We start from the raw sequence: 22,910 nt of genomic DNA on the forward strand, positions 1-22,910 counted from the left end.
ACAAGGGATCAGGTAATGGGTGCGGGATTGAACAGGGTGATGTCGTTATGCAGGCGGTGTTGCTCGGCCCAGGTGTGTTTGCGCCCGCTGGCCACGTCCAGGTAGAAGTGGAATAGCTCCCAGCCCAGCTCCTCGATGGTGCTGCGGCCCGTGGCGATGCGCCCGGCGTCGATGTCGATGAGGTCCGGCCAGCGCTGCGCCAGCTCGGTGCGGGTGCACACCTTCACTACCGGCGCCATCGCCAGGCCATAGGGCGTACCGCGGCCGGTAGTGAACACATGCAGGTTCATCCCGGCGGCCAGCTGCAGGGTGCCGCAGACGAAGTCGCTGGCAGGGGTGGCACAGAAGATAAGCCCCTTGCCGCTCACCCGTTCCCCCGGCCCGAGCACACCTTGAATGGCGCCGCTGCCTGACTTGACGATCGACCCCAGTGCTTTTTCGACAATGTTCGACAAGCCGCCTTTCTTGTTGCCTGGCGTGGTATTGGCGCTGCGATCGGCAGCGCCCTGGTGCAGGTAGCGGTCGTACCAGTCCATTTCGCGTACCAGCGCATCGGCCACCTGCCGGTCCTGGGCGCGGGAGGTAAGCATGTAGATGGCGTCGCGCACCTCGGTCACTTCTGAGAACAGCACCGTTGCACCGGCCCGCACGAGCAGGTCTGCCGCGTAGCCAAGTGCCGGGTTGGCGGTGATGCCCGAGAAGGCATCGCTGCCGCCGCACTGCATGCCCAGGATCAACTCACTGGCCGGCACGGTCTCGCGCCTGCGCTTGTCGAGTTTCTTCAGGCGGGTTTCGGCCAGGGCCATGATCTGCTCGATCATCTCAGTGAAGCCCAGGCTTGCGTCCTGCAGGCGATACAGCCAGGGCTCGCTGAGGTCGACCGAGGGGTCGTCGTCGTGCATCACCTGGCTGGCCTGCAGTTTTTCACAACCCAGGCTGATGACCAGCGCTTCGCCACCCAGGTTGGGGTTGCGCGCCAGGTTGCGCACGGTGCGGATGGGGATATAGGCATCGCGGGCATTGATGGCCACGCCGCAGCCGTAGCTGTGGGTGAGGGCGACCACATCGTCCACATTCCTATAGCGCGGCAGCAGCTCGTGGCGGATGCGCTTGACGGCATGCTCCAGCACCCCAGTGACGCATTGCACGGTGGTGGTGATACCCAGGATATTACGAGTGCCAACCGTGCCGTCGGCATTGCGATAGCCTTCGAAGGTATGGCCCTGCAGCGGCGGTTGTGGCTGGGGAACTGCATCGCAGCATGGCAGATTGTCCAGCTCAGGCGGGGCGGGCATGGCCAGCTGCCCCTCCTGCACCCAACTGCCCTGGCGCAGGTCCTCAAGGGCATAACCGATCACCTGGCCATAGCGTCGAACCGCTTGGCCCTTGGGGATAGGCACGGTGGCCACCTTGTGGCTCTGCGGCACGTCTTCTACCAGGGTCAGCCCGTCGACGAACCGGGCCCCTTCGCCCAGGCCGCCGTCATTGACCACCACCACGACATTGTCGTCCTCGTGCAGGCGGATGTAGCGCGGCGATTCGGAATGTTCGATCAGCTGCATGTTCGGGCCCTATTGTTCAGGTTCTCAGGCTTTTGTACGTGCGTGCGCACGGGCTAGTCCGTGCGCACGTGCTCAATCAGTGACGCGGGCTGGCAAGCTGGGCATCCGGCACTGACGCCGGCTTGGACTCAGGCGACTCTTCGCGCAGCTCGATTCGCTTGATGGGGCCGACGATCACCAGGTAGCTCAGTACTGCCACCAGCGCGTTGGCGCCCACATAGACCAGCGCCCACTTGAACGAGCCGGTGGCGCTGATGATGTAGCCAATCACGATAGGCGTTGTGATCGAGGCGATGTTGCCGAAGGTATTGAACAGCCCGCCGGACAGGCCGGCGATCTGCTTGGGGGAGGTGTCGGCCACCACTGCCCAGCCCAACGCACCTATGCCTTTGCCGAAGAAAGCGAGGGTCATGAAGCCCACCACCATCCATTCGGCATCGACGTAGTTGCAGAACACCATGGTGGTGGACAACATCAGGCCGCACACGATGGGCAGTTTGCGCGAGAAGGTCAGCGAATGGCCGCGGCGCAGCAGCCAGTCCGAGATCACGCCGCCCAGTACCCCACCGATGAAGCCACAGATGGCTGGCAGCGAAGCGATGAACCCTGCTTTGAGGATGGTCATGCCCCGTTCCTGAACCAGGTACACCGGGAACCAGGTCAGGAAGAAGTAGGTGATGGCGTTGATGCAGTACTGGCCAAGGTACACACCCAGGAGCATGCGGCTGGTCAGCAATTGCTTGATGTAGCCCCACTTGGGCCCGTCGTTGCCGCGCTTGTGGTCCATGTCCACCAAGCCGCCGTTCTGCTCGATGTGTTCAAGCTCGGCGGGGCTGATACGCGGGTGCTGGCGGGGGTTGTAGATGGTCTTGAGCCATATGATCGAGAAAAGGATGCCCAGCACGCCCATGACCACGAACACATGCTCCCAGCCGAAGCTGAACACGATCCAGCCCATCAGCGGTGCGAACAGGGCAGTGGCAAAATACTGCGCCGAGTTGAAGATCGCCGAGGCCGTGCCGCGCTCCTGGGTCGGAAACCAGGCGGCGACGATGCGGGCGTTGCCGGGGAACGACGGCGCTTCGGCAAAACCGACCAGAAAACGCAGGGTAAACAGAGTGACCACTGCCCAGGCCACCGGCAGGCCGCCGACGAAGCCTTGCAGCAAGGTGAACAGTGACCAGGTGAAGATGCTGAATGCATAGACGTTTTTTGAGCCGAAGCGATCGAGCAACCATCCGCCGGGGATCTGTCCGGCCACATAGGCCCAGCCGAAGGCCGAGAATATGTAGCCCAGGGTGACGGCGTCGATGCCCAGGTCTTTTTGCAGGCTCGACCCTGCAATGGCGATGGTTGCGCGGTCGGCGTAGTTGATCGTGGTCACCACGAACAGCATGAACAGGATCAGGTAGCGCACATGCGTTTTCTTCGTCGCTTGCATGCTGGTAGTACTCCCACTAGTTATTGTTGTGCGGGGTCTTCGATTTATGCCGGAGTAAGACGAGCCCACTCCGGACGCGGCGCTGGCAGGCGCCGCGAGGGTTTACTGCGGCCCCATCTTGTCCATCAGGGCCGCAAGCATTTCGTACTCATCGGGGCTCAGGTCGGTCAGTGGGGCACGAACCGGGCCTGCATCATGGCCGGCAATGCGGGCACCCGCCTTGACGATGCTGACGGCGTAACCGGCCTTGCGGTTACGAATGTCCAGGTAGGGCAGGAAGAAGTCGTCGATCAGCTTGGCCACGGTGGCATGATCGTCCCGGGCAATGGCGTGGTAGAAGTCCATGGCGGTCTTGGGGATGAAGTTGAATACCGCCGATGAATACACCGGCACGCCCAGTGCTTTGTACGCCGCAGCGTAAACCTCGGCAGTCGGTAGCCCGCCCAGGTAGCTGAAACGCTCACCCAGCCGGCGGCGGATCGACACCATCAGTTCAATGTCACCCAGGCCGTCCTTGTAGCCGATCAGGTTCGGGCACCGCTCGGCCAATTGTTCGAGCAAGGTGGCGTTGAGGCGACAGACGTTGCGGTTATAGACCACCACCCCGATGTTGACCGACTGGCACACGGCCTCTACATGGGCGGCGACGCCATCCTGGCTGGCCTCGGTGAGGTAGTGCGGCAGCAACAGCAACCCCTTGGCCCCCAGGCGCTCGGCTTGCTGCGCATACTCGATGGCCTGGCGGGTTGCACCACCAACGCCCGCCAGGATAGGTACCGACGTGGCGCAGGTGTCCACCGCTGTCTTGATGACCTGGCTGTATTCGCTGGCAGCCAGGGAGAAGAATTCGCCCGTACCCCCGGCGGCGAACAGCGCACTCGCGCCGTATGGGGCCAACCATTCCAGGCGTTTGATGTAGCCGGCCTGATTGAAATCGCCCTGCGCATCGAAGTCGGTGACAGGAAACGACAGCAAGCCGTGGGAGAGGATGGATTTCAGTTCTTGTGGGTTCATTGTTATAGGCATCCAGACGCTGGGGTGGGAGTGATGCGGTGTGCGTGAGGTAAGTTATCGTACAACCTCTTTCAAGGCCAGTCCCCTAGGGAGGTTTTTTTGGTCGGGTTGATTTAAGGGTGGCGTCGATGACTGGCCATGGCGGGGTGATAGCGTGCGGCAGGGGCCGTGGACAGCGGGTTCTGCTGTCAGGTCATCGTATCTCTAGGGTTGGGCAGTTGCATCCACTAACGACTGGGGCGGCATTGCGCCGCCCCATGCTTTACTGCTCGGATGCGTTCGAGTGATCAGGCAGCCTGTTGAGGCTTGCCCTGTACCTTGCGCACGTGCGCTCTACACGCATCGCCAAACGCCTGGAAGATCTTGATCGAATCAGGATTCTTGGCAGCTTGCCACTCTGGGTGCCATTGCACGGCAAAGAGGAAGGGCGAAAGGCTCGGGGCATGAATGGCCTCGACGAGCCCGTCTTCGGCGTGGGCAATAGCTTCGATGCCCTTGCCCAGGTTGCGCAGCCCTTGGCCGTGCAGGGAGTTGACGCGAATCTCATCCGTGCCAAGGGTGTCGCGCAGCCAGCTACCGGGCTTGATCTTCACGCTGTGGGCCTGCGCGTACTGCACCTCGACAGGGTCTTCGGGGTTTTCGCGGTGATCATTGAAGCCAGGCTCGGCGTAGACCTTCTGGTAGATGTCCCCGCCCAGCGCCACATTGATTTCCTGCATGCCCCGGCACACGCCGAAGATGGGCAGGCCGCGCTTGATTGCGGCCTTGACCAGCGGAATGTCGAACAGGTCGCGGTTCTTGTCCTGGCCCTTGCCCGGGGTCTCGTTCTCCTGGCCATACAGCGCTGGGTCGATGTTGCTGCCCGCACCCGTCAAGTACACGCCGTCGGCCATGTCCAGGTAGGTCTCCAGTGCCTCGGTGCCACAGCAGGTGGGCACCAGGACCGGGACGCAATCGGCGAAGTCGACCAGCGGGGTGATGTATTTGTGGGTCATGACTTGGTAGTCATGGCCTTTGCGCTCTTGGGTACCCATGGTCATCAGAACGATGGGTTTGCGCAGGGAAGGTTGCTTGTTGCCAATGTTGCTGTTGGACATATGTCACCTTGGGACAGGTTGAACCTGTCGTTGTTGTGCAGGTGCAAGGCGCGCGGCGCTGGTGCAACCTGGGGCCCCGAGCACTGCCGACTCGTCGGCGTCGACGATGTCGGTCGGGACTTGGTGTTAGATTGCCAGAGCCGTTTGATATGTCAAACGGCTGCAGCCGGTCTCTAAGCCCGGATTGCGGGGTCGACCGGGCTATAAGTCAGCGCCGGCGTGGGTTTGGCTGGGGCGAGGGTCAATAATACTTAACGACGCAGTCGACTCATTGCAGCGGCGCAATGATCCACGGGTTTCATGTGCTAGCCGTTGAGGTTGTGAGGTTGATCTGACCGGATCGCGTGGCCCTGCCAGCATGCGTGGGTTAGTCTGCTGAGCTGTTGCGGTGCAGCTCAACCCTCCATGATCAGAAGAAGGATAGTTTGATGGCCATTCCCACCCACGAGCCCGTCGTGCATGTTCCCTTTGCTGAGCTCAAAGCCTTGCTTGAGTCGATCTTCGAACGTCATGGCTGCACACCGGCAGTGGCTCGGGTTCTGGCCGCCAACTGTGCCAGCGCCGAGCGTGATGGCGCCCATAGCCATGGCGTGTTCCGCATGCCCGGCTACGTCTCGACCTTGGCCAGCGGTTGGGTGGACGGCAAGGCTACGCCCGAGATCAGTGATCTGGCGGCCGGCTACATTAGCGTCGATGCGCGGGGTGGTTTTGCGCAGCCTGCACTGGCGGCTGCCCGGGACTTGTTGGTAGCCAAGGTGCGTGCTGCTGGGATCGCAGTGCTGGCCATCCACAATTCCCACCATTTCGCCGCATTGTGGCCGGACGTGGAGCCGTTCGCCGAACAGGGCCTGGTTGCCCTGAGCGTGGTCAACAGCATGACCTGCGTCGTACCTCACGGTGCACGCAAGCCGGTATTCGGGACCAACCCGATCGCCTTCGCTGCGCCCTGCGAAGGGCATCCGCCCATCGTATTCGACATGGCGACCAGCGCGATGGCCCATGGCGATGTGCAGCTGGCAGCCCGCGCCGGGGAGGCAGTGGCCCTGGGGGTAGGCGTGGACGGGCAGGGCCAGGTGACTCAGGACCCGGCCAAGATCCTGGACGGCGGTGCCCTGCTTCCGTTCGGCGGGCACAAGGGCTCAGCCCTGTCGATGATGGTAGAGCTGCTGGCAGCTGCACTCACCGGCGGGCATTTTTCGTGGGAGTTCGACTGGTCCGGCCATCCCGGGGCCAAGACGCCGTGGACGGGGCAGTTGCTGATCGTCATCGACCCGCAGGTTGCACAAGGTCAACGGTTCGCCCAGCGCAGTCGCCTGCTGCTGGAGCAAATGGAGGCGGCCGGTGTCAGCCGCATGCCAGGTGCGCGGCGGCACTTGGAGCGTGAGCGGGCGCAGCGCGAAGGGGTGGCGATCACCGCCAGTGCCCTGCAGGCGTTGCGCGATCTGCTCACCTGATCGCGGCCGGGCAGGGTAGGCGGACCCGCGCCCGATCATGCAGTGTTGCATATCCCCCTTGCACGATAGTTGGTGCCCATTCCCAGCCAGTACGGGTATGCTCTTGGCTGCCTTTTTGACTCGCCCTGATCCCAAGGAGCTGCACGCTGTGTTCAAACATGTCGAAGCCTACGCCGGCGACCCGATCCTCTCTTTGATGGAAACCTTCAAGGCCGATCCGCGCGCCGACAAAGTCAACCTGAGCATCGGCCTGTACTACGACGAAGCCGGAGTAGTGCCGCAGCTCGCTGCAGTGGATGCAGTGGAAAAGCGCATCGCAGGTCAGGATCACGATGCTTCGCTGTACCTGCCGATGGAAGGCCTTGCCAGCTACCGCCAGGCCATTCAGGCCCTGCTGTTTGGTGCCGACCATCCGGCGGTTGCTGGCGGTCGCGTGGCGACGGTGCAGACCGTCGGTGGTTCCGGGGCCCTGAAGGTCGGTGCCGACTTCCTCAAGCGTTATTTCCCGCAGGCGCAAGTCTGGGTCAGCAACCCTACCTGGGACAACCATCGCGCCATCTTCGAGGGTGCAGGTTTCACCGTTAACACCTACCCGTACTTCGACCAGGCCACCCGTGGCGTGGACTTCGAGGGCATGCTTGCCACGTTGCACACTTTGCCTGCCAACAGTGTGGTGCTGCTGCACCCCTGCTGCCACAACCCGACGGGTGCCGACCTGGATCAGGGCCAGTGGCAGCAAGTGGTAGAGGTGGTCAAGGCCCGCCAGTTGATCGCCTTCCTGGACATCGCCTACCAAGGGTTTGCCCAGGGTCTGGTCGAAGACGTGTTCGCCATCCGCGAGATGGCCAGCGCAGGCGTGCCATGCCTGGTCAGCAACTCGTTCTCCAAGATCTTCTCCCTATATGGGGAGCGTGTGGGCGGCCTGTCGGTGGTTTGCGACGATGCAGCCACGGCGCAGAGCGTGCTCGGCCAGCTGAAGGCCACCGTGCGCCGCAATTATTCCAGCCCGCCCAACTTCGGCGCCCAACTGGTCGCAGGCGTGCTCAACGATCCCGCCCTCAATGCCCAGTGGGCTGCGGAAGTAGAGGTGATGCGTACCCGCATCCTGGACATGCGCCAGGCGTTGGTCGATGCGCTGGGTGTGCTGCTGCCGGGGCGTGATTTCCAGTTCCTGCTGCGTCAGCGGGGCATGTTCAGTTACACCGGCTTTAGCGTGGAGCAGGTGCGCCGTTTGCGCGATGAGTTTGGCGTTTACCTGATCGACAGTGGCCGCGTGTGCATGTCAGGCCTGCGGCCGGCGAACCTGCAGCGGGTTGCCGAGGCCTTCGCGGCTGTACATCAGTAAGCACCCCAGGCTTGACGTTTTGCAGCAACCCTCGCCGAGGCCGCCCTGTGGCTTCGGCGATTGCCTTTCCATTTCCGCATTCCGTGCTCACGGACGCCTGTGCCAGCCAGGGCCTTCTCCACGCGGAGCGTGCTGGGCCGCCCGGCTGCACCTACCGCTTGTACAGACAAGTGCAACCGCCCCTCCGAAAAAGGCTTCGCAAGTGCAACCTTTCCGTGCACAATCGCGCCCCTCTTTTTCCGGTTGAGTAGGGCGCAGCCAACGCTTCGTCATTCTCAGCCTGTTGCAGTCTTGCGAGTGGAGCGTCACCCGGATGAATGAGCAGGCCTCAAGCGTAGAACAGCGTTACGAACAAACGACCGCCGCCAGCCTCGGCAAATGGGCCCGGCAGGACACCACCTGGATGCTCGGCCTATTTGGCACCGCCATTGGCGCAGGTACGCTTTTCCTGCCGATCAATGCCGGCCTTGGCGGGTTCTGGCCGTTGCTGGTGCTGGCGGTGCTGGCCTTCCCGATGACGTACTACGCCCACCGCGGGCTGACCCGGTTCGTGCTTTCGGGGCGCGAAGGGGCAGACATCACCGACGTGGTAGAACAACACTTCGGCATCAAGGCTGGCGCCTTGATCACAGTCCTGTACTTCTTTGCCATCTTCCCCATCCTGCTCATTTACAGTGTGGCCCTGACCAATACCGTCAGCAGCTTCATGGAGCACCAGCTGCACATCGCACCTCCACCCCGTGCGCTGCTGTCATTCGTGCTGATCCTGGGCCTGCTCGCGATCGTACGCTGCGGCGAACAGGCCACCGTCAAGGTCATGAGCCTGTTGGTCTATCCGTTCATCGTGGCCCTGGCGCTGCTGGGCCTGTACCTGATTCCGCACTGGACCGGTGGTATTCTTGACAGCGCCCACACGGTGCCCAGCGGTTCGGCCTTCCTGCATACGGTATGGCTGGCCATCCCGGTGATGGTGTTCTCGTTTAACCATTCCCCTATCATCTCGGCCTTCGCGGTCGACCAGAAACGCCGCTATGGCGATCATGCAGACGCGCGCAGCGGCCAGATCCTGGCACGTGCGCACCTGCTAATGGTGGCCATGGTGCTGTTTTTCGTCTTCAGCTGCGTGCTGACCCTCGATAGCGCGCAACTGGCCGAAGCCAAGGCGCAGAACCTGTCGATCCTGTCGTACCTGGCCAACCATTTCAGCAACCCGACCATCGCCTTTGCCGCGCCCTTGATCGCCTTCGTCGCTATCGCCAAGTCATTCCTGGGCCATTACATCGGCGCCAGCGAAGGCCTCAAGGGCATCATCGGCAAGACTGGCGCGCGCCCGGGTGCCAAGGCCCTGGACCGCGTGGTGGCGGCGCTGATGCTGGTGGTGTGCTGGATCGTTGCCACGCTCAACCCCAGCATCCTGGGCATGATCGAGTCCCTCGGCGGCCCGATCATCGCAGTATTGCTGTTCCTGATGCCCATGTATGCCATTCGCCGCGTGCCTGCCATGCGCAAGTACAGCGGGGCGCTGTCGAACGTGTTCGTCACCGTGATCGGCCTGGTCGCCCTGACTTCGGTCGTCTACGGCCTCTTGGCCTAAGCCTGCAGCAGGCCCGCCCCGGTGCCCGGCAAGTGCGCCAGGGCGGGCCGTTGCCACACCGGCAACAAATTCACCTTGCCCCATAGGCACATGCTGGCCGTCATGGTTAACTCGTGATCCTTTTCCCAACCCAAGATCGAGGATTTCGTCATGGCTCAAGTGACTCTCAAAGGCAACCCCGTCCAGGTCAATGGCTCGCTGCCACAGGTTGGCGCCCAGGCGCCGGCGTTTTCCCTGGTAGGCGAGGGGCTGGCCGACAAGTCGCTCAAGGACTTCGCCGGCAAGCGCAAGGTGCTGAACATCTTCCCAAGTGTCGATACGCCTACCTGCGCCACGTCCGTGCGCAAGTTCAATGCCCAGGCCAATGACCTGGCCAACACTGTCGTACTGTGCGTTTCCGCCGACCTGCCATTTGCCCAGGCTCGCTTCTGCGGCGCCGAAGGCCTGGAAAACGTCAAGAACCTGTCCACCATGCGTGGCCGTGAGTTCCTTGAGCAGTATGGTGTGGCCATCGCCGACGGCCCCTTGGCTGGGCTGGCTGCCCGCGCCGTCGTGGTACTGGACGAGCACGACAAGGTGCTGCACAGCGAGCTGGTAGCTGAAATCGCCGACGAGCCCGACTACGAGGCAGCCCTTGCCGCATTGAAGTGACGGCGCCGGGCAGGGATCGAACCTTCCGCCTGCCCATCGCTCCAAGCTATACCCTGTAACGGCCCGGAACGCTTTTCCGGGCCGTTTTCGTTTAAAGTTCAGGGTCTTGGCAACGTCAGGCAAAGGTAAACCTCTGGTAAAGGCGCTTTGCTTGGCCGTCGACAGTGCTTATCGTTCACCCTCCTGAATCGTCAATCCGAACAAGGTTCGTTCAACCCATGCAAGCGCCAAAATCCCGTTCTCCCCGTCGCTGGCTCGTCACGCTGCTGATCGTGTTGCTGGTCGCAGTGCTGGCCTGGTGGCTATGGCCTGCCACGCCAGCCACCGACCAGGCTGCTGGAGGGCCGGGCGGCAAAAGCGGGCGGCCCGGTTTCGGCGGGTCTACTGACCCGGTCCCGGTGAGGGTGGAACCTGCACGGGTGGGCGATTTCCCGCTTTACTACAAGGCGCTTGGCACGGTGACCGCGACCAATACCGTGAATGTGCGCAGCCGTGTAGGCGGTGAGCTGGTCAAGATTCACTTCAAGGAAGGGCAGCAGGTAAAGGCCGGTGACTTGCTTGCCGAAATCGACCCGCGTGCCTACCGCATCGCCCTGCAACAGGCCGAGGGCACCCTGGCCCAGAACCAGGCGCAACTGAAGAATGCCCAGGTCGACGTCGCTCGCTACAAAGGGCTGTATGCCGAGGACAGTATCGCCAAGCAAACCCTGGACACCGCTCAGGCACAGGTGGCCCAGTTCCAGGGGCTGGTCAAGACCAACCAGGCACAGGTCAACGATGCGCGCCTGAACCTTGAATTCACCCAGATTCGCGCGCCGATCAGCGGCCGTGTCGGCCTGCGCCAGCTCGACCTGGGCAACCTGGTGGCCGCCAACGACACCACAGCGCTGGTGGTGATCACCCAGACCGAGCCGATCAACGTGGCGTTCACGCTGCCGGAAACCGAACTGGGTACCGTTCTTGAACGCTATCGCACCGGCGCCAGCCTGCCTGTGGAGGCGTGGGATCGGAGCGACAGCAAGCTGCAGGCCACCGGCGTGCTGGGCAGCATCGACAACCAGATCGACACTGCCACTGGCACCCTCAAGTTCAAGGGCCGTTTCGAGAACAAGGACCTGGCCCTGTTCCCCAACCAGTTCGTCAACGTGCGCCTGCTTGCCGATACGCTCAAGCAGGTGGTGCTGGCGCCAGCCGCCGCCATTCAGTTCGGTAACGACGGGACGTTCGCCTATGTGATCAACGGCGAAAATACCGTCAACGTGCGCAAGCTGAAGGTCGGCCCCAGCGACGGTGAAAAAAGCGTGATCCTCGACGGCCTGGCGGCCGGTGATCGCCTGGTGCTCGAAGGCACCGACCGCCTGCGTGAAGGCACCAAGGTGGAAGTGGTCGATGACAGCGCCCAGGTGCCGACCACGCCAGGCCAGCATTTGCAGGGCCAGGAAAGCAATGCGCCGGGCCAGGCCGATAGCACCGCAGGCAAGGCGGGCGCATGAACCTCTCGCGCCTGTTCATCCTGCGGCCAGTCGCAACGACCTTGACCATGCTGGCCTTGGTGCTGGCCGGTTTGATCGCCTACCGCATGCTGCCTGTCGCCGCGCTGCCGCAGGTCGATTACCCCACGATTCGCGTCATGACCCTGTACCCCGGGGCAAGCCCCCAGGTGATGACCAGTGCCGTCACCGCGCCACTTGAACGTCAGTTCGGCCAGATGCCCGGCCTTGAGCAGATGGCCTCGACCAGTTCAGGGGGCGCGTCGGTCCTGACCCTGCGCTTCAACCTGGACATGAACATGGACGTGGCCGAGCAGCAAGTGCAGGCCGCGATCAACGCCGCCAGCAACCTGCTGCCCAGCGACCTTCCGGCCCCCCCGGTCTATAACAAGGTCAACCCGGCCGATACGCCAGTGCTGACGCTGGCCATCTCCAGCAAGACCATGCCGCTGCCCAAGCTCAACGATCTGGTCGACACCCGCGTGGCCCAGAAGCTGGCCCAGACCAGCGGGGTGGGCATGGTCAGCATCGCAGGGGGCCAGCGCCAGGCTGTGCGCATCAAGGTCAATGTGGATGCACTGGCGGCCAACGGGCTCAACCTGGAGGATGTCCGCACACTGATCGGGGCCTCCAACGTCAACCAGCCCAAGGGCAATTTCGATGGCCCTACACGCGTCTCGATGCTCGACGCTAATGACCAACTGCGCTCGCCCGAGGAATACGCCAACCTCATCCTGGCCTACAACAACGGCGCCCCGCTGCGTTTGAAGGATGTGGCGCAGATCGTCGACGGCGCGGAAAACGAACGGCTGGCGGCCTGGGCCAACCAGAATCACGCCGTGCTTCTGAACATTCAGCGTCAGCCAGGTGCCAACGTCATCGAGGTGGTGGACCGCATCAAGGACATGCTGCCCTCGATCACCGACAACCTGCCCGCCGGCCTGGACGTGTCCGTGCTCACCGACCGTACCCAGACCATCCGCGCCGCCGTGCGCGACGTTCAGCATGAACTGCTGATCGCCATCGCCCTGGTGGTAATGGTCACCTTCCTGTTCCTGCGGCGGGTCAGCGCTACGATCATTCCTTCGATCGCCGTGCCGCTGTCATTGGTCGGCACCTTCGCCGTCATGTACCTGGCAGGGTTTTCCATCAACAACCTCACCCTGATGGCGCTGACCATCGCCACCGGTTTTGTGGTGGACGATGCGATCGTGATGCTGGAGAACATTTCACGGCACATCGAGGAAGGCGAAACGCCGCTGCAGGCGGCGCTCAAAGGCGCCAGGCAGATTGGCTTTACCTTGATCTCGCTGACCTTCTCGCTGATCGCCGTGCTGATCCCGCTGTTGTTCATGGCCGATGTGGTAGGGCGCCTGTTCCGGGAGTTCGCCATCACCCTGGCAGTGGCCATCCTGATTTCCCTGGTGGTCTCGCTGACCCTGACGCCGATGATGTGCGCGCGCCTGCTCAAGCGCGAACCCACCCCAGATGAGCAAGGCCGTTTCTACCGGGCCAGCGGTGCCTGGATCGACTGGTTGATCAAGCACTACGCCAGCGCCCTGCAATGGGTACTCAAGCGCCAGCCCCTGACCCTGCTGGTGGCGGTGGCAAGCCTGGCGTTGACGGTGCTGCTGTACATGGTGGTGCCCAAGGGATTCTTCCCGGTCCAGGACACGGGCGTCATTCAGGGCATCTCCGAAGCACCCCAATCCACCTCGTTCGCGGCCATGAGCGACCGGCAGCAGGCCCTGAGCCGCGTCATCCTGCAGGACCCTGCCGTGCAGAGCCTCTCGTCCTACATTGGCGTGGACGGCGACAACGCCACCCTCAACAGCGGCCGTATGCTCATCAACCTCAAGCCTCATGGGGAGCGCGATGTCACTGCAAGCGATGTCATCAAGCGCTTGCAACCCCAGCTCGACAAGCTGGTGGGCATCCGCCTGTTCATGCAGCCGGTGCAGGATTTGAGTATTGAGGACCGGGTCAGCCGCACGCAGTACCAGTTCACATTGTCATCGCCCGATGCCGAACTGCTGGGGCAGTGGAGTGGCAAACTGGTCCAGGCCCTGAACCTGCGCCCCGAGCTTGCCGATGTGGCCAGTGACCTGCAGGCCAATGGGCTGCAGGTGTACCTGGTGATCGACCGGGACATGGCCAGCCGGCTGGGCGTCAGCGTGTCGCAGATCACCAACGCGCTCTACGATGCCTTCGGCCAGAGGCAGATTTCGACTATCTACACCCAGGCCAGCCAATACCGGGTGGTGCTGCAGTCGCGAGACGCGGCCGTGATCGGTCCCCAGGCACTGGAGTCGATCCACGTCAAGGCCAGTGATGGCGGGCAGGTGCGTCTGTCGGCGCTGGCGCGCATCGAGCAGCGCCAGGCGCAGCTGGCCATTTCTCACATCGGTCAGTTCCCGGCGGTCACCTTGTCATTCAACCTGGGGCAGGGCGCCTCGCTGGGCAAAGCCGTGCAGGTGATCGAGCAGGTTCAGCAGGACATCGGCATGCCGTTGGGCATCCAGACCCGGTTCCAGGGCGCGGCGCAGGCGTTCCAGGCATCACTGTCGAGCACCTTGCTGCTGATTCTCGCGGCGGTGGTGACCATGTACATCGTGCTGGGTGTGCTCTATGAGAGCTACATCCACCCGGTGACCATCCTCTCGACGCTGCCTTCGGCTGCCGTGGGCGCCTTGCTGGCGCTGCTGATCAGTGGCAACGACCTGGGCATGATCGCCATTATCGGCATCATCCTGCTGATCGGTATCGTCAAGAAAAACGCCATCATGATGATTGACTTCGCGCTCGAAGCCGAACGTCACCAGGGCATGAGCCCGCGCGATGCCATCTACCAGGCCGCGCTGCTGCGGTTCCGGCCAATCCTCATGACCACGCTGGCGGCCTTGTTCGGAGCCGTGCCGTTGATGTTGGCCACCGGGTCCGGCGCCGAACTGCGCCAACCCCTTGGCCTGGTGATGGTGGGTGGGCTGCTCGTGAGCCAGGTGCTGACGCTATTCACCACGCCGGTCATCTACCTGTACTTCGACCGGCTGGGGCGTCGTTTCGGCAAGCGCAACCTGGCGCAGGAACCGGTATGAATACGCGCAGCGCTTCAGTAGGGGCGGCCCGATGAACCTGTCTGCGCCATTCATCCGCAGGCCCGTGGCAACCATGCTGTTGAGCCTGGCGATCATGCTGCTGGGCGCGGTCAGCTTCGGTCTGCTGCCGGTCTCGCCGCTGCCGCAGATGGATTTCCCGGTGATCGTGGTGTCGGCCAACCTGCCGGGTGCAAGCCCCGAAGTCATGGCCTCGACCGTGGCAACGCCGCTTGAGCGCAAGCTGGGCAGCATTGCCGGGGTTACCACATTGACCAGCAGCTCCAACCAGGGCTCCACGCGGGTCATCATTGGTTTTGAGCTTGGGCGCGACATCGACGGGGCTGCGCGCGAGGTGCAGGCCGCAATCAATGCCACCCGCAACCTGCTGCCCAGCGGCATGCGCAGCATGCCGACCTACAAGAAGATCAACCCGTCCCAGGCGCCGGTCATGGTTTTGTCGCTGACCTCCAGCGTGCTGCAGAAAGGGCAGCTGTACGATTTGGCCGATACCATCCTGTCCCAAAGCCTGGCCCAGGTGCCGGGCGTGGGCGAGGTGCAGATCGGTGGCAGTTCGCTGCCGGCCGTGCGCATTTCGGTCGAGCCACAGTTGCTGAACCAGTACGGCCTGGCGCTGGACGAGGTGCGTACCGCGGTGGCCAATGCCAACCAGCGCCGGCCCATGGGTTTTGTCGAGGATGCCGAGCGCAACTGGCAGGTGCGGGCCAACGACCAGTTGGAAAGCGCCAAGGATTACGGGCCGCTCGTGATTCGCCAGGAGAACGGCACGGTTCTTCGGCTATCGGATGTGGCAACCATCACCGATGGGGTCGAAAACCGCTACAACAGTGGCTTTTTCAATGACCAGAGCGCGGTATTGCTGGTCGTGAACCGGCAGGCAGGTGCCAACATCATTGCCACTGTGGAGCAGATCAAGTCGCAGTTGCCTGCCCTGCAATCGCTACTTCCGGCGAGCGTCGAGCTGAACGTGGCCATGGACCGTTCGCCGGTGATCAAGGCCACACTCAAGGAGGCGGAGCATACCTTGCTGATCGCCGTGGTGCTGGTAATCCTGGTGGTCTACCTGTTCCTCGGCAGCCTGCGTGCTTCACTGATTCCCAGCCTGGCGGTGCCGGTGTCGCTGGTTGGCACCTTCGCGGTCATGTACCTGTGCGGCTTCTCGCTCAACAACTTGTCGCTGATGGCGCTGATCCTGGCGACCGGCCTTGTGGTGGACGATGCCATTGTCGTGCTGGAGAACATCTCCCGGCATATCGAGGACGGGCAGCCACCGATGAAAGCGGCCTTCCTGGGCGCCAAGGAAGTCGGCTTCACCCTCCTGTCGATGAACGTGTCACTGGTGGCCGTGTTCGTGTCGATCCTGTTCATGGGCGGCATTGTGCGCAGCTTGTTCCAGGAATTTTCCATCACCCTGGCGGCCGCCATCATGGTTTCGCTGCTGGTGTCGCTAACCCTCACCCCCATGCTGTGCGCCCGTTGGCTGACCGCGCACCAGGCCGAGCAGACTCGCCTGCAACGGTGGAGCGATGTTGTGCACCGGCGCATGGTTGCCGGCTATGACCGCAGCCTGGGCTGGGCGCTGCGGCATCGGCGCCTGACCCTGATCAGCCTGCTGGTGACCATTGCGGTCAACGTGGCGCTGTATGTCGTGGTGCCCAAGACACTGATGCCCCAGCAGGATACCGGCCAGCTCATGGGTTTCATCCGCGGTGATGACGGCCTGTCGTTCAGCGTCATGCAGCCCAAGATGGAAACCTACCGGCGCGCCTTGCTGGCAGACCCTGCCGTACAGAGTGTTGCAGGCTTCATCGGCGGCAACAGCGGTACCAACAACGCCATGGTGCTGGTCAGGCTCAAGCCCATCGGCGAACGCAAACTCGATGCCCAGAAGGTGATTGAACGCCTGCGCAAGGAGATGCCCAAGGTGCCTGGCGGGCGGCTGTTCCTGATGGCCGATCAGGACTTGCAACTGGGCGGTGGCGGGCGCGATCAATCGTCCTCGCAGTACCTGTATACCTTGCAGAGTGGCGACCTGGCAGCCTTGCGCCAGTGGTTCCCCAAGGTCGTCGCGGCCATGCGCGCCTTGCCCGAGCTGACCGCCATCGACGCGCGCGACGGGGCGGGCACCCAGCAGGTGACGCTGGTGGTTGACCGCGACCAGGCCAAGCGCCTGGGCATCGACATGCAGATGGTCACCACCGTGCTGAACAATGCCTACAGCCAGCGGCAGATCTCCACCATCTATGACAGCCTCAACCAATATCAGGTAGTGCTGGAGATCAACCCGAAATACGCCTGGGACCCCAGTACCCTGGAGCAGGTGCAGGTGATTACCGCCGAGGGCGCGCGGGTGCCGCTGTCGACCATCGCGCACTATGAGAACAGCCTGGCCAACGACCGGGTCAGCCACGAAGACCAGTTCGCCTCCGAGGATATCGCCTTCGACGTCGCCGAAGGCTACAGCACCGACCAGGCGCTGGCGGCAGTCGAGCGTGCCGTGGCCAAGCTCGGCCTTCCGGAAGGGGTGATCGCCAAGCTTGGCGGCACCGCCGATGCCTTCACCAAGACCGCACAGGGGCAGCCCTTCATGATTCTAGGCGCACTGGTGCTTGTGTACCTGGTACTCGGGATTCTGTACGAGAGCTACATCCACCCCCTGACCATCTTGTCCACGCTGCCCTCGGCCGGCGTCGGTGCCTTGTTGGCGCTGTATGTGACCGGTGGCGAATTCAGCCTGATCTCCCTGCTGGGGCTGTTCCTGTTGATCGGGGTGGTAAAGAAAAATGCCATCTTAATGATCGACCTGGCCCTGCAACTTGAACGTCACCAGGGGCTGTCGCCTGAGGAATCCATTCGCCGCGCATGCCTGCTGCGCCTGCGCCCAATCCTGATGACGACGCTGGCGGCCATTCTCGGCGCCTTGCCTCTGCTGCTGAGCCAGGCAGAAGGGGCGGAGATGCGTCAGCCGCTGGGGCTGACCATCATCGGCGGCCTGGTCTTCAGCCAGGTCCTGACCCTCTACACGACGCCTGTGGTCTATCTGTATCTGGACCGCTTGCGTCACCGCTACAACCGTTGGCGCGGTGTGCGCACCGACGCGGCCTTGGAAAACCCGCTATGACTTTTGCCCAGACTCCGCTTCATCGTGCCCTGCAAGTGCTCAGCCGTGTTCGCGGCTCGCGTTTGCTGGGGGCAGCCTTGGGGGCCGCCTTGCTCAGCGCCTGTACATTGGCCCCGGACTATCACCGTCCGGAAATGACCGGCACGGCGCAATTCAAGCATGCCGAAGGCTGGACGCAGGCAACGCCTTCTGACGCCATCGCCCGTGGTGCCTGGTGGGAGATCTATGGCGACGCGCAACTCAATGCACTGGTCGATGAGCTCAATCGCAACAACCAGAGTGTGGCGCAAGCCGAGGCGCAGTATCGCCAGGCCCAGGCGCTGGTGCGCAGCAGCCGCGCCGGACTGTTTCCAAGTCTCGACCTGAGCGTGGCCAAGAACCGCTCGGCCCAGGGCACTGGCAGTTCCAGCTCAAGCCTGTCCAATAACAGCAGCGGCATTCGGGACACTTACAACGCCCAGTTGGGAGTCAGCTGGGAAATCGACTTGTGGGGTAAGTTGCGCGAGACGCTCAATGCCAACCAGGCCAGTGCTCAGGCCAGCCTGGCCGACCTTGCCGCCATGCGCTTGAGCCAGCAGTCGGAGCTGGTGCAGAACTACCTGCAACTGCGCGTCATCGATGAGCAGAAGCGCCTGCTGCAAGCCACGGTGGCCGCCTACGAGCGCTCGCTGCGGATGAATCAGAACCAATACCGCGCAGGTATCGCCGGCCCCGACGCGGTAGCCCAGGCGCGCACCCAGCTCAAGAGCACCGAGGCTGACCTGATCGACCTGATCTGGCAGCGCGCCCAGTTCGAGAACGCTATTGCCGTGCTGCTGGGCAAGACGCCTGCGCAATTTGCCCTGGCCGACAGCCAGGCGATTCCTGCATTGCCGCAAATTCCGGTGGCGCTGCCATCGCAACTGCTCGAGCGGCGGCCCGACATCGCCGCTGCCGAGCGCAATGTGATGGCTGCCAACGCCAATATCGGCGTATCGCGCGCGGCCTATTTTCCGGATCTTAGCCTGAGCCTTAACGGCGGTTACTCGAGCAGCAGCTTCAACAACTGGATCGAGTTGCCCAACCGTTACTGGTCGGTCGGACCACAGCTTGCGCTCACCCTGTTCGATGCAGGCAGGCGCAGCGCCGAGGTGGACCGTACCGTAGCCGTATATGATCAGACGGTCGCCCAGTACCGCCAGACCGTGCTGGATGGTTTCAAGGAGGTGGAGAACCTGCTGGTGCAACTGAAGGTGTACGGGGACGAAGCCGTGGTGCGCCAGGAGGCCCTGGAGGCCGCCCGCGAGTCGCTGCGGCTTACGGAAAATCAATACAAGGCCGGCTTGATCGGTTATCTGGATGTGGTCAATGTTCAGGCCACCGCGCTGAGCAACGAGCGCAGTGTGCTCAACCTGTTGCAGGGACGCTTGGTCGCCAGTGTTCAATTGGTGGCAGCGCTGGGCGGTGGCTGGGATGCACAAGGAGCGTTCGCCGACCAGGATTGATGCGTAACCTTGGCCCATGTCGACGTACAGACCTGCCGTCGACATGGCCATTTGCTATGCCGAAACACCGTGCGTTTTACCCAAGCTTGAGTACAATGGTCGGCCTTTCGTGCCTACCTCTGCCGGCTCCTGGTACTCCGCAAAATGCTGACCGCTAGCTACTCCTCTTCGCTGGTGTTGATTTCCTTGTGCGTGGCCATCCTGGCGTCCTACACGGCTCTGGACCTTGCCGGACGCATTGCCACCGCCAGGGGGTATGCCGCCTCCCTGTGGATGATCGGCGGGGCGCTGGCCATGGGAACCGGAATCTGGTCCATGCATTTTGTCGGCATGCTCGCCTTGCAACTGCCAATCGAGCTGGGCTATGACCTGACGTTGACCGCATGCTCGCTGCTGATTGCGGTGCTGTCCTCGGGCTTCGCCCTCTGGCTGGTCAGCCAGCCCAGCTTGCCCGCCCTGCAGCTTGCCCTCGGCGCGCTCATCATGGGAGCCGGTATCGCCAGCATGCATTACACCGGCATGGCAGCGCTGCGCATGACACCCGGCATCGACTACGACCCGAGCCTGTTTCTGGCTTCGCTGCTGATCGCGGTGGGCGCTTCGGCGGCGGCGTTGTGGATCGCGTTCCGGCTGCGCAGACAGACCCCCTACGTGCGTCAAATCCGTGGGCTGGCAGCGGTGCTCATGGGGATCGCCATCGTCGGCATGCACTACACCGGTATGGCGGCCGCTGGGTTTCCCAAGGGCAGTTTCTGCGGTGCGCTGCCCGATGGCCTTGAGGGGGATGGCCTGGTATCGCTTGTCCTGATCACGACCTTTGCGGTGCTGCTGGTGGCTTTGCTGACCTCCGTGCTGGACGCGCGCCTCGAGGCCCGCACGGCGGCGCTGGCCAGGTCGCTGACCCTGGCCAACCAGGAGCTGACTCAGCTGGCATTGCACGACACGCTTACAGGCCTGCCCAATCGCAGCCTGCTGGCTGACCGCATCGAACTGGCCATCGCCAAGGTAGCCGAGCAGGGCGGTTGCTTTGCGCTGATGTTCATTGATCTGGACGGGTTCAAGCCGGTCAACGATGCCTTTGGCCATCATGCCGGAGACCTGCTGCTCAAAGCTGTGGCGACGCGATTGCGCGGGCACCTGCACAGCCAGGACACACTGGCGCGCATCGGCGGGGATGAGTTTGTGCTGCTGGTCGAGTTGCAGGACCCGAGCGATGCCATGAACGTTGCCATCAAGCAGGTGAACCTGGTCTCACGGCCTTTCAAGGTGGCTGAGCATGACCTGCAGCTTTCGGCCAGCCTGGGTATCGTCCTGTACCCCGGCAACGGTGAGGATCAGCACGAGCTGCTGCGCAACGCCGACGCCGCCATGTATCACGCCAAGCGAATAGGCAAGAATGGCTACAGCTTTTTCGACGCCTCGATGAACAGCAATGCCCGGCAGCAACTGCAGTTGGTGCAGGACTTGCGCCTGGCAGTAGCGGCGGGTCAATTTCGTCTGCATTACCAACCCAAGTTCGACGCCAAACAGGGTCAACCGATCGGCGCCGAGGCGCTGCTGCGTTGGGAGCATCCGCAGCACGGGCTCTTGGCCCCTGACCGTTTCATCAGCCTTGCGGAAAAGACCGGCCTGATCATTTCCATCGGTGACTGGGTACTGGACGAGGCATGTCGCCAGATGCGCCTGTGGCTGGATGAAGGTATCGAGGGTTGGCGGATCGCGGTCAACCTGTCGGCCATCCAGTTTTGCCACGCGGGGTTGCTTGATAGCGTGGCGCGCTCTGGAACGCCATGCACTGCCCGCCAACTGCCTGACATTGGAGATCACCGAAACCACGGCGATGTCGGACGTGGAGGTGAGCCTGACCGTACTCCAGCAGCTCTCGGACATGGGCGTGGATCTGTCGATTGACGACTTTGGTACAGGCTATTCCAGCCTGATGTACCTCAAGCGCTTGCCGGCCAACGAGCTGAAAATCGACCGAGGGTTTGTACGCGAGCTGGAGGATGAGGGCGAGGATGCGGCCATCGTGTCGGCCATCGTAGCGTTGGGCCGCGCACTGGGATTGCGAATCGTCGCAGAAGGGGTCGAGACTTCAAGTCAGCAAGCCTTCCTGACGCGGCTGGGCTGCGATGCGCTTCAGGGCTACCTGCTCGGCCGACCCGTGCCGGCCGAGCAGTTGCTGGGGTCGAGCCCTGGCCCGGCCATGGGTTAACTGGCGTTGCGCAGCAGGGGCGGGGGCTGGAAGGCTTCGAGTTCGGCTTCGACCGCTTCGATGATGCGCTCGACATCACTGGCAGCCATGATGGCCGTGCAGGGGATGCCTGCTATGGCCAGCAAGGTTTCGCCCGTGCTTCTGTCGAACAGCCGCGCCACCATGCTGCGCGGCGCATCCATGTTGGCTTCGAAGCCCAGAGGATGGAAGTGCCAGCGCATGACCTGGCAGGCGTTGGGGAAGGTCATCTTGTTCATCCGAGCCTCCTTGTACGTGACTGAAAGCTGGTGAAAGGCGGCCGCGTACTGTGGCTGCCGGGAAAGTAACCATAGCACCTGGTTGACGTTACTCTCTCTCGCAAATGTGACAAATGTTGCAGGGCATGATCTGCATCACAGCGCAGAGGATTTTCAGAAGCAGGTCAAGGCGCATCTTCTCATTTTTGCCCCTCTGGCGAGCGCACCGAGCGCCCTGATCCAGGCCCGGCGTGGGTGCGCGCGACGGGCTCTTGGAACCTCTAGGTCCGAGTACGGCTTGAATTCGTGAAATCCGACCGGCGGATGGTCACCCAAGCAATCCAGCCGCGATATTGATGGTGAAACCGAGGATGGCGGTGTTGAACACGAACCCCACGAGCGAGTGGGCCAGTACCACCCGCCGCATCGCTCTACCGGCTACGCCTACGTCGGATGTCTGGACGGCCACGCTGATGGTGAACGACACGTAGTGAAAGTCCCAGTAGTCCGGCTGGGTTTCTCCATCGGCGAAGCGTAAAGGCGGCGCCGTGGCGGTCTCTGCATAGAACAGCCGCGCATAGTGCAGGCTGAAGATGCAGCCGATCAGCAGCCAGGAACCTGCGACGGTGAACCCGGTGTACAAGTAGTGAGTCGTCAATGCGCTGCCATGCAGCCCGCGGCTGGATACCAGTTGCAGCGTCACGGCGACCAGGCTGGCGATTGCCGCGATGCAGACGGTAAGCAGCACCAGGCCTGCGTTTTCGTCTTCGCTGTGGGCCACCCTGCGAACCTTTGCAGGGCTTGCGGTGCTGCTGAGGCAGAGTACCAGCATCAGGTACAGCCAAACGCCAATGTTCCAACCCGCCAACAGGCGTTGCACAGGGTCAGTGACAGGGACCAGCCAGGCGCCCAGCAACCCTACGCCTGTGGCCAAGCTCAATCTAGGATGGGTGCGCGTTAGACGATAGAAAGCCATGGTGCCTCACAGCAGGGGGTGTGCTCGACAAGGTTTCTGACCGCTTGGCGTGTGCCAAGATCCGCATGGACAGGGCCTCGATACGCTCCCTGGGCAGCGCTGGCGGTAGGCGTCGAA

General features: G+C 62.7%; 14 protein-coding genes and 1 pseudogene. 9 read left to right on the top strand and 6 right to left on the bottom strand.

The window, feature by feature from the left end:
* Nucleotides 1-8: 8 nt before the first annotated feature.
* The 4 genes from garD to ACF8R3_RS15290 all read right to left on the bottom strand — a co-directional run bounded on the left by garD (nt 9) and on the right by ACF8R3_RS15290 (nt 5,114).
* Nucleotides 9-1,562, bottom strand: coding sequence for a galactarate dehydratase (garD, locus tag ACF8R3_RS15275; RefSeq protein ID WP_182140446.1), 1,554 nt, complete (start codon nt 1,560-1,562; stop codon nt 9-11).
* A gap of 76 nt (nt 1,563-1,638) precedes the next feature.
* The gene (locus tag ACF8R3_RS15280; protein ID WP_058638335.1) at nt 1,639-3,003 is read right to left on the bottom strand and encodes an MFS transporter; all 1,365 of its coding nucleotides are present in this window, start codon (nt 3,001-3,003) and stop codon (nt 1,639-1,641) included.
* Nucleotides 3,004-3,105: 102 nt separating this feature from the next.
* Nucleotides 3,106-4,017 (bottom strand): 5-dehydro-4-deoxyglucarate dehydratase, encoded by a 912-nt coding sequence (gene kdgD / locus ACF8R3_RS15285; RefSeq protein WP_078478530.1) that lies wholly within the window; start codon nt 4,015-4,017, stop codon nt 3,106-3,108.
* 287 nt (nt 4,018-4,304) lie between these two features.
* On the bottom strand, nt 4,305-5,114 hold the full coding sequence (locus ACF8R3_RS15290) for a gamma-glutamyl-gamma-aminobutyrate hydrolase family protein (protein WP_058605392.1): 810 nt from the start codon (nt 5,112-5,114) through the stop codon (nt 4,305-4,307).
* Between the two features lie 428 nt (nt 5,115-5,542).
* On the opposite strand from ACF8R3_RS15290, the gene ACF8R3_RS15295 reads away from it, so the two are divergent.
* The 9 genes and pseudogenes from ACF8R3_RS15295 (at nt 5,543) to ACF8R3_RS15335 (ending at nt 21,581) form a co-directional block, all read left to right on the top strand.
* Nucleotides 5,543-6,568 carry an Ldh family oxidoreductase gene (locus ACF8R3_RS15295; RefSeq protein ID WP_392515836.1) on the top strand — a complete coding sequence of 342 codons (1,026 nt, stop codon included), beginning with the start codon at nt 5,543-5,545 and terminating at the stop codon, nt 6,566-6,568.
* A 148-nt stretch (nt 6,569-6,716) separates the two neighbouring features.
* Entirely contained in the window at nt 6,717-7,913 is a 1,197-nt protein-coding gene (locus ACF8R3_RS15300) for an amino acid aminotransferase (protein ID WP_078478532.1), read from the top strand.
* Nucleotides 7,914-8,226: 313 nt separating this feature from the next.
* The gene (locus ACF8R3_RS15305) at nt 8,227-9,507 is read left to right on the top strand and encodes a serine/threonine transporter (RefSeq protein WP_078478533.1); all 1,281 of its coding nucleotides are present in this window, start codon (nt 8,227-8,229) and stop codon (nt 9,505-9,507) included.
* Nucleotides 9,508-9,657: 150 nt separating this feature from the next.
* Complete coding sequence (gene tpx / locus ACF8R3_RS15310) at nt 9,658-10,158, top strand: thiol peroxidase (RefSeq protein WP_058638331.1); 501 nt, start codon at nt 9,658-9,660, stop codon at nt 10,156-10,158.
* A gap of 218 nt (nt 10,159-10,376) precedes the next feature.
* Nucleotides 10,377-11,651, top strand: coding sequence for an MdtA/MuxA family multidrug efflux RND transporter periplasmic adaptor subunit (locus ACF8R3_RS15315; RefSeq protein ID WP_392515837.1), 1,275 nt, complete (start codon nt 10,377-10,379; stop codon nt 11,649-11,651).
* Nucleotides 11,648-14,743 (top strand): MdtB/MuxB family multidrug efflux RND transporter permease subunit, encoded by a 3,096-nt coding sequence (locus ACF8R3_RS15320; protein WP_392515838.1) that lies wholly within the window; start codon nt 11,648-11,650, stop codon nt 14,741-14,743. The genes ACF8R3_RS15315 and ACF8R3_RS15320 overlap by 4 nt, the downstream gene beginning before the upstream one ends.
* 31 nt (nt 14,744-14,774) lie before the next feature.
* Nucleotides 14,775-17,882 (top strand): efflux RND transporter permease subunit, encoded by a 3,108-nt coding sequence (locus ACF8R3_RS15325; protein ID WP_392515839.1) that lies wholly within the window; start codon nt 14,775-14,777, stop codon nt 17,880-17,882.
* Complete coding sequence (locus tag ACF8R3_RS15330) at nt 17,879-19,366, top strand: efflux transporter outer membrane subunit (RefSeq protein ID WP_392515840.1); 1,488 nt, start codon at nt 17,879-17,881, stop codon at nt 19,364-19,366. The genes ACF8R3_RS15325 and ACF8R3_RS15330 overlap by 4 nt, the downstream gene beginning before the upstream one ends.
* A gap of 144 nt (nt 19,367-19,510) precedes the next feature.
* Nucleotides 19,511-21,581, top strand: a pseudogene (locus ACF8R3_RS15335) (putative bifunctional diguanylate cyclase/phosphodiesterase).
* Here ACF8R3_RS15335 and ACF8R3_RS15340 read toward each other — a convergent pair.
* A complete protein-coding gene (locus ACF8R3_RS15340; protein ID WP_058605402.1) occupies nt 21,578-21,838 on the bottom strand; it encodes a DUF1652 domain-containing protein in 261 nt (86 codons plus the stop codon). The pseudogene ACF8R3_RS15335 and the gene ACF8R3_RS15340 sit on opposite strands and share 4 nt — an antisense overlap.
* Nucleotides 21,839-22,145: 307 nt before the next feature.
* The gene (locus ACF8R3_RS15345; RefSeq protein WP_196185468.1) at nt 22,146-22,793 is read right to left on the bottom strand and encodes a DUF1345 domain-containing protein; all 648 of its coding nucleotides are present in this window, start codon (nt 22,791-22,793) and stop codon (nt 22,146-22,148) included.
* Nucleotides 22,794-22,910: the final 117 nt, after the last annotated feature.

Source organism: Pseudomonas sp. FYR_7, assembly GCF_043106155.1.
Classification (GTDB): Bacteria; Pseudomonadota; Gammaproteobacteria; order Pseudomonadales; family Pseudomonadaceae; genus Aquipseudomonas; species Aquipseudomonas parafulva_B.